Here is a 14391-nt window from a genome sequence, read left to right as displayed (position 1 = left end):
GCGTCAGGGCACGCGCCTGAGCGGCCCGAAACAGGCCTCCAGTGAAGCGGTCTTGCAGACGATGAACTGGTCCTGCTTGGGGCTGAACTGGATAAAGCGGATCACGCTTTCGTCCCCGTCCGCATGCAGGTCGCCCGAGCAGTCGCGCTTGCCGTTGCTGTTGGTCACGGTTTCGGTCAGCGGGTAAAAACCCGTGGTCGTGGGCTTGGCCGACACCTGGTAATCGCCCTGGGTCACTTCCTCGCCGCTGGTGCCCAGCCTCCTGCCGTCGGCGCGGTATTGCCAGGTTTCCGTGCATGGCTTGCCGGGCAAGGTCCAGTTCCAGGTGCCCACAAGAGGATGGGTGGCGGCGCCTGCGGGTTTGGCGGCGGAGGCCGCGCGGACTGGGCCTGCAGGCTGGGCCTGCGCAAGACCGCAGCACAGCAGGGCGGGAAGAACAAGGGATGCGAGAAGGACAGGGGGCCGCGGGAAACGGCGTGAAAGGCTCATGAAGGCAAGGGGCTGGTGTGTGGCTGTCATCTCGCCATTATGAAGACGAGGCGTAAAGCGCTCGCGGGCGGCACGCTCAAACCCATGCCGGCTAAGGGCGCTTCTCCGGCAGCCTCAGCGTCAGCACCGTACCCGCGTCCGTGGAGGCCAGCGTGAGTTCCGCGCCTATGGCTTGCGCGCGGCGCTGCTGGTTGGCCAGGCCCTTGCCGCCGCCGGCCAGGGCCTCGTCGACGGAAAAGCCGCCGCCGTTGTCGGCGATGATGACGCTGACATAACCGTCTTCGGCGCCCGTCATCACCCGGATCTGCGTGGCGCGGGTGTGCTTGAGGGTGTTGGTGAAGGCCTCCTGCAGGATGCGCAGTATGTGCAGCGCGTTGCGCGGGTTCAGCCAGTCCAGCGGCGGCACGTCGGACACCTCCCAGCGCAGTGACACGCCAGCACCCGCCAGCCGCGGGCCCAGCCGAAAGCGCAGGGTGGCCAGCAACAGCAGCAAATCGGCCTCCACCGGCTCCATCGAATCGATGGTCAGCTTCAGGTCGTCGATACAGCCCTTGAGCACTTCGGCCACCTCGGCCTCGCTGAGCCGCCCGCCTTCGACCACGCGCAAGGCGCTGACCAGCGAAGAACCCAGGCCGTCATGCATGTCCTGCGTGAGGCGCTGGCGTTCCTGGCTCAGCACTTCGCGCTGCTCGACTTCGCGCAGTTTCTGGTAGCTCGCCGCCAGTTCGGTTTCGCGGTTTTTGAGGCTTTCTTCGAGCCCGGTATTGAGCTGCTCAACAGTGGCCAGGGCCCCCACGTACTGGCGAAACATGATGACCACGAACACGGCGAACAGCGCCATGGCCGCGTAAGGCGTCAGGTAATAACTCTCCAGGTCCAGCACGTACTTGAGCCGCGCCCAGTCGTAGACGCCAAACACATAGTTCAGGAAAAAGGCGATCGACAGCATCTTCGCATCCAGGGAGCGACTGCGCCATGAGTGCCACAGCCCGATCACCACGATGACCGTGGCCATGCTGATCAACAGCAGGTGGGCATAGGGCCGCAGCGCCAGCAGGCTGGGGAAGACGGAGGCAAAGGGCAGGGTGACGATGGAAAACACCACGGCCGTTCCCAGCATCACGCGGCTGAGCCAAGGCATGGCCCGGCCGTGGAGGAACTGCAGGAAATAGTGCGTGATCAGCGACTGCCACATCAGGGCGTTAAGGGTCAGCCAGATAAACCAGGCGTCGCTGACGATGAGTTTTTCGGGGCCGAGCTGGAAATGCCAGCGGCGCGTGGCGCTCAGCAAAGCGATCGCGAACAGGTAGAGGCTGGCGGGCTGGCGGCGCACCACCCAGACGGCCAGCGAGAAAAGCCCGACGGCGAGGAAGGCCGCGCTGCACATAAAAGGCAGCTGGTTGGCCAGCCAGTCGCGCCTGGCGGCCATTTCGACCAGACTGTCGGAATCGCCCGCGTAGAACGAGGAGATCGCCGCCTCGGGCGAGGGCAGGCTGTCCAGGCGTATCAGCAGGGTTTGGGGCGGCGGGCTGTCGGCGGTCAGGTTCAGCGGCAGCAGCAGCGCGGGGTGGTTAAAGAGGTTCCATACCGGGCTGCCGGTGGAGCGGTAGCGCAACCGGCCGTCGGCATACACCGCGATCTGGCCGGCCGCGAGCCAGCGTTTCAGGTAGAAGTGCGTGGGACTCTTGATGCCCTGCAGCTCATCGAGGCGTATGCGCAGCCAGGTGGTGACCACGGGCGACTTGCCTGCGGCCGGGGCCGCCGGCTTTTCAATCACGCGCGGCAATGCCACCTGTGTCCAGCTTCCGGGCAGGGCGCTGTCGTCGATCGTGGCCGCCAGGGGCTTGAAGCTGGCCGCTTCCTCGCGCAGCATCTCGGCGCGGGTGTAGTGGACGACCGGCCCCGCGGCCCAGGCGGCGGGGCCGCAGGCCAGCAGCCAGGCACACAGCAGCAGCCAGCGAACCATGCCTCCGCGCACCTCAGGCCGCCAGAATGCCCTGATGCCTGGCTTCATAAATCGCTTCGGCCCGGGAGTTCACATTGAGCTTGCTGTAAATGCGCCGCACGTAGGTTTGCACCGTGTGCTGCGACACCTGCATCAGCCGGGCGATCTCGTCGGCGGTAAAGCCTTTGGTGATGAGTTCCAGCACTTCTTTTTCGCGGCTGGAGAGGGCGGCCTGTTCATTGGAGGCCTGCACCGGTGCCGCCGCCGGCGCGGCAGCCGGCGCCACCGAAGGCGCGGCGCGAAAGCGCATCAGGATCTGCCGCGCGATCAGCGGGCTGATGGGGCTGCCGCCGCCGTGCAGGCTGCGTATTTCGTGCAGCATGTTCTCGGGCTCACTGTCCTTGAGCAAATAGCCCGAGGCGCCAGCCTCTATGGATTGCAGCACATGCGCCTCGTCGCCGAAGGCCGTGCACACCATCACGGCGCAGGTCGGCCATTGCGTATGCGCCGCGCGTATCACGTCGATGCCTGAGCCGTCGGGCAGGCCCAGGTCCACCAGCAGCACGTCGGCCGGCGCGCCTTGCAGCGACTGCAGGCCTTGCGCGCGTGTGCTGGCCAGGCTCATCAGGCGGATGTCGGGCGAAGCCGCGATGGCGGTCACGATGGCGTTCTGGAAGTGAACGTCGTCTTCCACAAGCGCCACATGGATGGGAGACGGGCTGGGGCTGGGCTGCATGTCGGTTCCTGCATTGGCGCATGCCTTGTGCATGCCTGGGCGTACCGCCCGCAGGATGGGGCGCGGACGGCCGGAAATACGCCATTGTGCTTCAAGGGCGGGCCGGGGCGTGTCCCCATATCTAGGGACAGTACGCGCTACCGCGCGATGCAAAGCTGAGCGCGTATCGCCCAAAAGAAGGACAACGGTGTATCGGTGGCTGGCCGCGTTAACGCTTTTGTTGCAGTCGGCGGGTTCACACTGCAGCGGGGCGCTTTTCGGGCAGGCGCAGGGTCAGCCGGGTGCCGGCCGGCGAGGATTCAAATTCCACATCACCGCCTATGGCATGCGCGCGGCGCCGCTGGTTGGCCAGGCCCTTGCCGCCGCTGCCCAGCGCCTGCTCCACAGCAAAGCCCTTGCCGTTGTCGGCGATGCTGACATTGACCCAGCCGTCGCCCGCAGCCGTTGTGACGCGTATCTCGCTGGCCTGCGCGTGCTTGAGCACGTTGGCAAAGGCCTCCTGCAGGATGCGCAGGATATGCAGCGCATTGCGCGGGTCCAGCCAGTGCAGCGTGGGGAGCTCCTGAACTTCCCAGAGCAGCGTGACGCCGGTGCCTTCCAGCCGGGGTTCGAGCCGGAAACGCAGTGTGGCCAGCAGCAGCAGCAGGTCCGCTTCAACCGGCTCCATCGAGTCGATGGCGAGCTTCAGGTCGTCCATGCAGTCCTTGAGGGTCTGCGTCACGCGTTCGTCGCTCATGCCGCCGACTTCAACGGAGCGGATGGCGCTGATCAGCGTCGAGCCCAAGCCGTCGTGCATGTCCTGCATCATGCGCTGGCGTTCATCGCTTAGCATCTGCCGCTGGGCGATCTCGCGCAGGCTGCGGTGGCTGGCTTCAAGTTCGGCTTCGCGCGCCCGCAGGCGCTCGGCCAGGCTGGCGTTGACCTGCTCGACTTCCGCAATGGCGCCGGTGTAACGGCGGTACATCACGTAACCGAAGACGCTGAAGGTGATCGCGTTGGTATGCGGGCCCAGATACCAGTTTTCGGGGCTGATGAAATTGTTCTGTACCAGCCAGTCGGTCGCGCTAAAGAGCGTGGCCAGCACCGTCCCGATGGCCACCACCATGGCGCTGCGAGAGCGCCCCCAGGCGTTGATGATGCCCGCCACGCTGACGCTCGTGCCCATCAGTGCGGCCATCACATACAGCATGGGCGTGGTCCTCGGCGTGTTGGGCAGCGCCGGCCACACGGGCAGGGTCAGCAGGGCCATCAGCACGGACGCGGTGATCAATGCCCGCGTCAGCCACAGTTGCTGGCGCCGGTGCAGCAGGCCGATTGAAAAGTGCACCACCGTGACCAGCCAGAACAGCGAGTTGACGGTGAACCAGGCAAACCAGTCGTTGGCAATCGGGAAGTTCACATAAAAATGCAGGCCCCGTATGAAAGACATGACCGCCAGCACAAAAAACAGCAGATAGCCCGGCTCATGCCGGCGCCGCAACCACACCAGCAAGGCGAAGATGCCGACCGCGAGGAAAGCCGAGCTGAACATGCCCGGCAATTCCTGCTGCAGCCATTGGCGGCCGTGGTAGCGCCAGCTGATGGCATCCACCGGGCCCAGCCACAGTGATGACAGCGCCACCTGCGTCGCAGCCGTGTGCTCGATGCGCAGCGTGATCTCGCGCGGCGGCCGGCCATCGGCTGATTTCTCCAGCAGCACCCATAGCGGCGTGTGCGGGCTGTTCCACAACGGGCCTTGCTGCTGTGCGGTGTGTATCAGGTGACCGTCGGCATACACCGCGAGGGTGCCGTCGGTGCGCACGCGGGCCGCATACAGCGCCAGTGGCGTGGACGATACCGGGGCCTGCGGCACGGTCAGTCGAAACCAGCTGGTGCGTGTGACGGGTGCCACGCCGGCGGATGCCGCAGCCCGGGCCTGTCCCAGCAACGCTATGGGCAGGGCGTGCGGCAGCGTAACGGGTTGCCAGCGGTCCAGCAGGGTTTGGCCGTCGAGGGTGAGCGGTGGCGAGCTGAAGCCCGCATCGGTTTGCACCTGCCAGTCAGCCTGGGTGAGATGCAGGGCCGCTGCGCCGGGGGAACCATCCGCGCGGGTGCCCGCAGAGTCACAGGCGATAAGACCCGCCAGCACCGCGGCTGCTGCCAGCAGCGCTACGGCCATGCGGGGCGAAAAACGCAGGAGGAGGTGATTATGAAAAGGCATTCGCGCGGGCAACTACAGCGCCAAAATGCCCTGGTTCCTGGCTTCGTAGATCGCTTCAGCCTTGGAGGTAACCTTGAGTTTGCTGTAGATGCGCCGCACAAAAGTGCGCACCGTGAAGGGCGACAACTCCATCAGCCTGGCGATTTCCACGGCGGTGAAGCCTTTGGTGATGTAGTCCAGCACTTCCTTTTCACGCGCCGACAGCAGCGATGACGCGTCGATATCGGCGGGCGCCGTGCCGGCGCCGGCTGCGGTGCCGCGGCGAAAGCGCGCCAGCACCTGCCGGGCGATGATGGGGCTGATCGGGCTGCCGCCGCTGGCCAGGCTGCGGATCTCGGCCGCCATCTTCAGCGGTGAGCTGTCTTTCAGCAGGTAGCCGGCAGCACCGGATTCGATCGACTGCATCACATGCGTCTCGTCGCCAAAATTGGTGCTCACCATGATGCTGCAGGCCGGCCACTGTCGGGAAGCCTCCCGGATCACGTCGATGCCCGAGCCATCGGGCAGGCCCAGATCAACCAGCAGCACATCGGCCGGCGCTTGCGTCAGCATCTGCAGGCCTTCGGCACGGGTGCCCGCCGCGCCCACCAGGCGCATGTCAGAAGCGCCCTGCACCACGCGACTCAGCGCTCCACGAAAGCCCGGATCGTCTTCGACGATGGCGACATGGATCATGGGCGGGTCTTGTTCAGCGGGAGGTGCATTCATCAGGCAGACATTTTGCGACGGTTTCAGGCGCACGACTCGCAATTTGTGTAGATCGTTTGTTCTACATGCAAGCGGGTATCCGGTGTCTGGGCACCGGCAGGGCCGTTCGATGCGCCGTCGGTGCCGATCATCATGCCGCCCCGGACGACCTGCTTGCTATATTTTTGATAGCTGCTAGCCATCATTCCTGTTGGTCAGCAGTCCGATTTGGTTTGTATGACGGAGCCCCTGAAGGTATCTGGCGTAGCGCATATGCGCTACAGACAGCGGCTTTCGTGATTCGTACGATGACGGCCAGTCGGGCAGGCGTTCCACAACAGCGGGGGCGCGGGCCCGACTGATTGGCGAGCCGCCTGGTCCGCTGCAAGTTCCGCCCGTCAACGAAAGCTTCCATGAAAAGCCACGCCAGCATGAACCGTATTTACCGCCTCGTCTGGAACACCGCCCTGAACCTGTGGGTGGCCGTGGCGGAAAACGCCAAGGGCAGAAGCAAGGGCGGCTCGGCGCGCGGTAGCGTGCAGTGGGATGACGTGCAGGCGGAAGGAGGCCATGGCGTCGATGGCGGTGGCGCGGGCTTCAGGCTCAACACGGCCTGCCGCGCGGCGCTGGTGTTGCTTACTACCTCCCTGGCGGTGCTCACGCATGAAGCGCATGCGGCCGATGCGGCCAATGCCAGTGTGTCGGCGGGTAGCGGCAGTGTCTCCACGCTAGGCAACACCACCACCATCAACCAGGCCAGCCAGCGCCTGGCCATCGACTGGACCAGTTTGTCCACCGCGGCCAACGAGGCGCTGCGATTCAACCAGCCCAATGCTTCGGCCATTGCGCTGAACCGCATCACTGGCGCCAGCCCCAGCGAGCTGCTCGGCAGCCTGACTGCCAACGGCCAGGTCTTCATTCTTAATCCCAACGGTGTGCTGTTTGGTGCCGGCTCACAGGTCAACGTTGGCGGCCTGGTGGCTTCGACGCTTTCCATGAGCAACGCCGACTTCATGGCCGGAAACCATGTGTTCAGCAACAACGGCTCCAGCGGTTCCGTCGTCAATCAAGGCAACCTGAATGCAGGGCAGGGCGGCTACCTGGCATTGCTGGCGCCGGAAGTGCGCAACGAAGGCGTGATGATTGCGAGCCTGGGAACAGCCTTGCTCGCGGCCGGCAACAAGGTCACCCTCAACCTCGACAACGGCAGCCTGCTGGGCTACAGCATCGACCAGGGCGCCCTCAACGCACTGGCCGAGAACAAACAGCTCATCAAGGCCGACGGCGGCCAGGTGTTGCTAGGCGCCAAAGCGCTGGACAGCGTGACCATGGGCACCGTCAACAACACCGGCGTCATTGAAGCGAAGACGATTGCCAACAAGGCCGGCCGCATCATGCTGATCGGCGACATGGAGCACGGCATGGTCAACATCGGCGGCACGCTGGATGCCAGCGCCCCGGATGGCGGTGACGGCGGCTTTATCGAGACCAGTGCCTCGAACTTCAAAATCCTGCCGGGCTTCAGGGTCAATACGCGGGCGCCGCAGGGCAAGACCGGCACCTGGCTGCTGGACCCGGCCACGATGACCATCGCGGGCGGCAATGGCGGGGCGGCCGACACCATTTACGAAGACTTTATCGAGTCGGCAAGTTCCAACATGCTGATCGAGGCCACGGATTCGATCAACGTCACGGGCACCTTCGGCAATGCCGATGTGGAGCTCCTCAGTGGCTTCAATCTCACCATCAGAACCACGGGAGCCACCGGTACCGGCATCGACCTCACGGGCAGCACGCACGGCGCCGGCCTGACGTTCAAGGTCTCCGGCGGGGGCTCGGCGAGCGTGACCACAGCGGCGGCCACCCAGGCCATCAAGACCTCCGCAATTTCCGTGACCGGCGGCGCCGGAACGATCAATCTCAACTCCGCCGGCGGGCTGGATGTTAGCAATACGGTCCTGCAGACCAGCGGAGGCGCGATCACGCTGACCGCAGCGGGCCAGGCCGGGAACTCGGGCGTGCTGGTGTCCCAGAGCACCCTGAACGCCGGCACCGGCGCCCTCACCATCAGCGGCACCACCACAGACCAGTCGCAGTATGGCGTGCTGCTGGACCGCGCCACCCTCACCAGCGGCAATGCCAACATCAACAGCGCCAGTTCTGCCATCAAGCTGATGGGCAGCAGCCTGACCAGCAGCGGAAACATCAGCATTGACGCATCCAATACCAATTCAGGCAATCATGCGATCGAGCTGGTCAACAGCGGGGCCACACAGACCAACGTCCGCACCACCGGCGGTGGCACCATAAACATCACCGGCAAGCTCAAGAGCGGCGGCGCCGCTGCTGTCGCCGCCAGCGGCTCGGCGGCAGGCGTGGCCATCGCCAACTCCAACGTCGCAGGCGGCGCCGGCACCGTCACCATCATCGGCGAGTCGGGCTGGGGCACAATCATTGCCCAGGCGGCCCGTGGTGTGCGGCTGGACTCACTGGCCAAGGTCACGGGTACGGGCAACATCGCCGTCACCGGCAATGCACACACCACTTCGACGGCCCTCAACGTCGCCGTTGAGCTGGGCACCGGCTCCGAGGTGTCCAGCACCGGCGGCAACGTGGAGGTCAGGGGCCAGATGCTCAGTGCCCTCGCCGCCGCCGCGGATACCAAGGGCATCATTGCAAAAGGCAAGGTGCAGTCCGGCGCGGCCAGTCGCATCTTGCTCGACGGCGTCGCTGATATGGACGATGGCACGACCGGCATCGGCATCCTGGTTGATGCCGGCGCCGACCTGATTGCGGGCACGGGCGGGCTCTCCGTTTCAGGTGATGGGCAGGGCCTCTCGACTACGGCAACGTTCACGGGCATCTCCATGGCGGGCGGCAGCCTCAGCTCGACCGGCGCGATCACCGTGAACGGCCGCGTGAATTCAGCGGTGGTACACGCCGCCGGTTCCCAGGGCCTGAGCCTGACCGGCGGCAGCATCAACTCCAACGGCGCGGCCATGTCGCTGCTCGGATCGGGGACGGCGCCGGCCTCGCCGGCCACCAACTTTGACCTGAACATCAACGGCACCGGCATCAACAGCGGGGGCGGGGACATCGCGCTGCGGGGTGAGCGTGTCAACATCGGCAGCGCCGTCAACGCGGGCACGGGCAGGGTGACGATCAATACGGTCAGCGCCCCCCGGGCGATCACGCTTGGCGGGGCGTCTGAAACCGCCGCCATGAACCTGAGCAACGACGAGCTCAACCGGATCACCGCTTCAGCGATCGTGATCGGCCGCACCGCCAACACCGGCGGCATCGCCATCGGCAACACCGGCGGCGCGATCAACCTGGCCAGCGCACCCAGCTTGAGCCTGCTCAACAGCAGCGCTGGAGGTCCGGGCATCTCGCAAACGGCGGCATTCACGGTTGCCAACCTGAACGCCGACGCGCGAACCGTCATCCTGGACAACCCACTCAACCAGATCAGCCAGGTCAGCGGCCGCGCCTACGGAACGAATAATTTCCAGGTTCGCTCCAACTCTGCATTGTCTGTGGGGACGGTGGACGGAACGGCCGGCATCATCCAGTCCGGCACCGGTCTTGTTGAGCTGCACAGCAGCGGCGCGCTGTCGCAAACCCAGGCCATCGTTGGCAACGTGCTGCAGGCATCGAGCAACGGCGGCATGACGCTGGCCAATGCCGGTAACCAGATCGGCACTTTCGGCAATCTCAGTAACGGCACATCAGGCAACATCATCGTTCGCAACACCGCTGCCAACGCCGCGTTCCTTGGCGCCGTCACAAACAATGGCGGCGGCCGCATCGACATTGGCAACACCGGCTCCATCACCCTGGGAACGGAAACCTTCTCTACTTCGAGCAATGCCACAGGCACGACCGCGGGCACGGCCGCCATGAGCATCGTGGCCACGGGAGGCATCAGTGCGCCATCTCCCGCAAGCCTCGGCACGCACCTCCAGAATTCGGGCGGCGGCACGATCTACCTGCAGGCGCGCAACGGCAGCATAGGTAACAGCGCGGCCAACGCCGTGAGTATTTCAGCGGCCGGCCCTATCGTCGCGGTAGCCAACGGCGCCGGTTCACACGTCAACCTGAGCCTGGTCGGCAACAGCGCCCTGGAAAACATCAGCGCGACAGGTGCTGTCAACGTCAGCGTCAACGGGGCTGGCAACCTGGCGGTCAAGACGGTGGCCGGCAGCTCGGTCACCCTCGACGCCGCGGCCGGCGCCATCACTGACGCCAATGGCGCGGCCAACAACATCATCGCCACCACGCTTAACGCAACCGCAGCAAATGGCATCACGCTGGGCACCAATGTGACCGGCCTGCAAACACTGACCACGACAGGCGCGACAGGCGACATCAACCTCACCGCAGCGAATGCGCTGAGCACCAGCAACCTGGCCATCACCACCGATGCCGGCTCGGCCCAGACCGTCAGCGTGGCGTCTGCGGCCGGCATCACTGTCGACAGCGCCTTCGGCAACACACAGGACAAGTTCAAGCTCACCGCCGCCGGCAACATCGCCGTCAATGCAGCGCTGACGGCCGACCAGCTCACGCTCTCGACCGGTGGCTCGTCTACACAAACGGCAGGCATCACAGCCAATGGCCTGGAGCTGCTGGGCACCGGCAGCCACACGCTCACCAATGCCGCCAACTCCGTGACCACACTGGCCGGCAACACCGGCGATGTGGCTTACGAGCAGGCCGGTGCGCTGACAGTGGGCACTGTCAACTCGGCAGGCCTGACTGCAAGCGGCAAAGTACTGGTGCGCACCACAGGCGCGGCCAGCGACCTCACGCTGGCCAATGGAATTACCTCCGGCAGCGCGGCCAATGATTCGCTAGTACTGGCCGCCGGGCGCAACCTTGTGAACAGCGGCGCGGCCATCAACATCACCGCCACCGCAGGTGGCTCGGTCTCCCTTGAGGCAGGCAATGGCAACATAGGTGCCAGCGCCGCCTCCGCGATGAATGTTTCAACCGCCGGTGCAGTCACCGCAGTGGCCCGCGGCACGGGCTCGCAGGTCAACCTCGCCCTGGCCGGCGGCGCCAGCGTGGAAAACATCAGCGCCACGGGCGCTGTCAATGTCACCGCGGTGGGCGACCTGGCGGTTAAAACGGTCAGTGGCAGCGCCGTGACACTCAGCGCTACATCCGGCGCCATCACAGACGCCAACGGTGCGATCAACAACGTTACCGCCACTACATTCACTGCGAATGCCCAGAATGCCATCACGCTGGGCACCGATGTGACAGGGTTGCAAACGCTGACGACAACTGGTGCTACCGGCGACATCAGCCTCACCGCAACGAACGCGTTGAACACCAGCAACCTGGCCATCACCACTGATGCCGCGTCCGCGCAGACCGTCAGCGTGACGTCCGCGGCCGGCATCACCGTCGACAGCGCCTTCGGCAACAGCCAGGACAAGTTCAAGCTCACCGCCGCCGGCAACATCGCCGTCAATGCAGCGTTGACGGCCGGCCAGCTCACGCTTTCCACCGGCGGCGCTTCTACCCAAACCGCAGGCATTACAGCCAATGGCCTGGAGTTGTTGGGCACTGGCAGCCACACGCTCACCAATGCTGCAAATGCGGTGACCACGCTGGCCGGCAATACAGGGGAGGTGGCCTACGCGCAGGCCGGTGCGCTGACGGTGGGCACTGTCAACACGGCAGGCCTGACGGCCACTGGCAAGGTGCTAGTCCGCACCGCCGGCGCAGCCAGCGACCTCACGCTGGCTAACAGCGTGACTTCCGGCAGCGTGGCCAATGATTCGCTGGTGTTGGCGGCTGGACAAAACTTTGTGAACAACGCCGGGGCGGGTGCACTTAACCCGGGCGCGGGCCGCTTCCTCGTCTACTCGACCGACCCGACCGCCAGCAACCTGGGCGGTCTGGTCTCAACGGGCAATGCGTTTGGCCGAACCTACGCCGCCAACGCACCGTCGGATGCTTCCATGACGTCCCTGACGGGCAACCGTTTTGTCTACAGCGTTGTGCCGACGCTCAACGTAAGCGGCGACAACCAGAGCAAGGCATACGGCGGCGCCGACCCGGCCCTTACCTACACCGTCAACAGCGGCCTGGTGGCGGGCGACACCGCGGCCACCGCGCTGGGCGGTGCGCTGTCGGCGCCCACAGGCGCCGCCACGACCGGCCCCACCCATGCCATCACGCAGGGCACGCTGGCATCGGCCCTGGGCTACAACGTCGTCTACACCAACAGCACGCTGACGATGACCGGTACACCGCCTTTGCCTGCATCTCTTTTCGGCGTGACGGGGGCGCTGGATGGGCCTTATGTGACCGCGATGAATACCATTGCCGGCGCCGGCGAATCTTTGGGCAACAACACCGATAGCGAATCCACCGTGCTGGATGATGCGCCGCTCATCCAGGCGCTGAACGCGGTTGCCGCGGAGGCCGCCGGGCAGGACAAAGCCGAATAGGCCGTGTCGGTTTTTAGGGGCGCTGGCCCCCCATCCCAACCTTCCCCCAGAGGGGGAAGGGGTCAAGCCTCTCTTGCTCCCGCTGGGGGAGGGTAGGGTGGGGGCTCGCGGCGCGTGGAGAAGCAGGCGCTGGCGGCGGCCCGTTCCGCGGCGCGGCGCCTTGCAGCGGTGTCACCAGAACTGGGGACAGACAGTTCACCGGCCCTTTGCCACAGTAGGGCAAGCCTCAAGCGGCGCGGGGCCGTGTCCTTGTTGCCCTGGCCTGGAGACGCTGGATTGAACTGCTGCCCCACCACTGTCCTGCTTGCCGGAGGCGATGCGCTGATGCGCGACGGTCTCAGGGTGCTGCTGTCCCGACAGGACGGCTTTGAGGTCATGGCCGAAACCGGCGACGGTGAGGCCGTAGTGCCGCTGGTGAACCGGCTCCTGCCCCGGCTGGTGCTGTTGGACCTGGACATGGGCCCGGACGCCCACGGCCTGGACATCGTGTCCGCCATCAAGGCCGGTTTCGGCGCAGCCGTCAAGGTGCTGGTGCTGACCGGCGAGCTGCAGCCCGGCGCCCTCAGGCGGGCGCTGCTGGCGGACGCCGACGGTTATGCGCACAAAAGCGAGGGCGGCGCCGAACTGATGCGCGCGGTGCAGGCGGTGCTGGCCGGCCGGCAGCACGTGAGCCGCAGCATCGCAGCGGTCTTTTTGCCGCGCTCCCTGCGCATGGACGCGGCCGGTGAGGCACTGGCGGCCACGCCGCGCGAACGCGAGATCATGTCGCTGGTGGCGCGCGGCCTGAGCAACCGCGAGATCGCGAAGCTGCTGGCCATCAGCGTGCTCACGGTGCGCACGCACCGGCAAAATCTGATGGATAAATTCTCGCTGCGCAACGCGGCCGAGATCACCGCCTGCGCCGTGCGGCGCGGCTACTACAGCCCGGGTTGAGCGCTTAACAGTGGTGTTTTCTCCCTCTCTGCCTCTGCTCCTTCTCCGCCCTCTTTTAAGGGTTGCTGGCCGGGAGTCGCCCGGCATGCGACTCACTTTCTTTTGCTTCGCCAAAAGAAAGTAAGCAAAGAAAAGGCGACCCTGGTTGCTGCGTCCCTGCGCTTCGCTACGGGCAACCTGCGGTGCTCGGTCCAGCCGGGGTCTCGCTAAACTCGCCTTCGGCTCAGACAACGCGATCCCTGATCCGTCTGGCCCTGCGCTCCTCGGCGCATCCACAAGGGGTGGGGAAGGAATACCAAATCCAAATACCGAAAACCACAAGGACTCGCCGTGGCGAGTCCTTGTTTGTATTGGTATTGGTATTGGTTTTCTTGTATTCGGACTGCCCCGTCCTGGCTGGGCCGAGGAGCGCAGAGACAAGCGGATCAGGGCTGGCGTTGTCTGAGCGAAGCGCAGCGTAGCGAGTTTAGCCAGACCCCGCTTGGCTCGAGCACCGCAGGTTGCCCCGTAGCGCAGCGTAGGGGACCCAGACTGCGGGTCGCCTTTTCTTTGGTGACTTTCTTTTGGCGAAGCAAAAGAAAGTTACTTGCCGCCGGGCAACCCCCGGCCAGCAACTCCCAGCAAAGGGAGCAGGCGTGCAAGCCGGCACAAGACCCAGCTCCTCAGCTTGTCCCCAAAACTGGCGACAAGCCCCGGCGGCGTGCTTGGGCAACTACTGCATTCGCAGTAGTTGCCGGGCTGAACCCGGTTACAGAAAATCGCCCGCATGCAAGCGAATCCCGTGCTTTTTCTACCGGGTGATGTGCCGCTTCAATGCAGTAAGTGCGCGGCCCGCAATGTGAATTTTCACCATGGCCGGCGCCGCCGCGTCCCCAGAACTAGGGACATACAGGCGGCTGGCGGACTCCTACGATTTACACGTTTTGTCACAGACGCG

7 protein-coding genes are annotated in these 14391 nt (G+C 65.1%); 2 read left to right on the top strand and 5 right to left on the bottom strand.

What is annotated here, in order from left to right; translation table 11 throughout:
* Positions 1-3: 3 nt before the first annotated feature.
* The 5 genes from AC1D1Y_RS08795 to AC1D1Y_RS08775 all read right to left on the bottom strand — a co-directional run bounded on the left by AC1D1Y_RS08795 (position 4) and on the right by AC1D1Y_RS08775 (position 6078).
* Entirely contained in the window at positions 4-489 is a 486-nt protein-coding gene (locus tag AC1D1Y_RS08795) for a hypothetical protein (protein WP_477682005.1), read from the bottom strand.
* 91 nt (positions 490-580) lie between these two features.
* Entirely contained in the window at positions 581-2455 is a 1875-nt protein-coding gene (locus AC1D1Y_RS08790; protein ID WP_477654742.1) for a sensor histidine kinase, read from the bottom strand.
* A 13-nt stretch (positions 2456-2468) separates the two neighbouring features.
* A complete protein-coding gene (locus AC1D1Y_RS08785) occupies positions 2469-3170 on the bottom strand; it encodes a response regulator (RefSeq protein WP_477682004.1) in 702 nt (233 codons plus the stop codon).
* A gap of 235 nt (positions 3171-3405) precedes the next feature.
* On the bottom strand, positions 3406-5328 hold the full coding sequence (locus AC1D1Y_RS08780) for a sensor histidine kinase (RefSeq protein WP_477654744.1): 1923 nt from the start codon (positions 5326-5328) through the stop codon (positions 3406-3408).
* 54 nt (positions 5329-5382) lie between these two features.
* Positions 5383-6078: a response regulator gene (locus AC1D1Y_RS08775; protein ID WP_477682003.1), complete on the bottom strand. Its 696-nt coding sequence runs from the start codon at positions 6076-6078 to the stop codon at positions 5383-5385.
* A 392-nt stretch (positions 6079-6470) separates the two neighbouring features.
* On the opposite strand from AC1D1Y_RS08775, the gene AC1D1Y_RS08770 reads away from it, so the two are divergent.
* Both AC1D1Y_RS08770 and AC1D1Y_RS08765 read left to right on the top strand, forming a co-directional pair.
* Positions 6471-12521 carry a two-partner secretion domain-containing protein gene (locus AC1D1Y_RS08770; RefSeq protein ID WP_477682002.1) on the top strand — a complete coding sequence of 2017 codons (6051 nt, stop codon included), beginning with the start codon at positions 6471-6473 and terminating at the stop codon, positions 12519-12521.
* 114 nt (positions 12522-12635) lie between these two features.
* A complete protein-coding gene (locus AC1D1Y_RS08765; protein ID WP_477682001.1) occupies positions 12636-13454 on the top strand; it encodes a LuxR C-terminal-related transcriptional regulator in 819 nt (272 codons plus the stop codon).
* The last annotated feature ends 937 nt before the right edge of the window (positions 13455-14391 follow it).

Source organism: Polaromonas sp. P1_G1, assembly GCF_056405595.1.
This window is presented reverse-complemented; position numbering and strand designations above follow the sequence as displayed.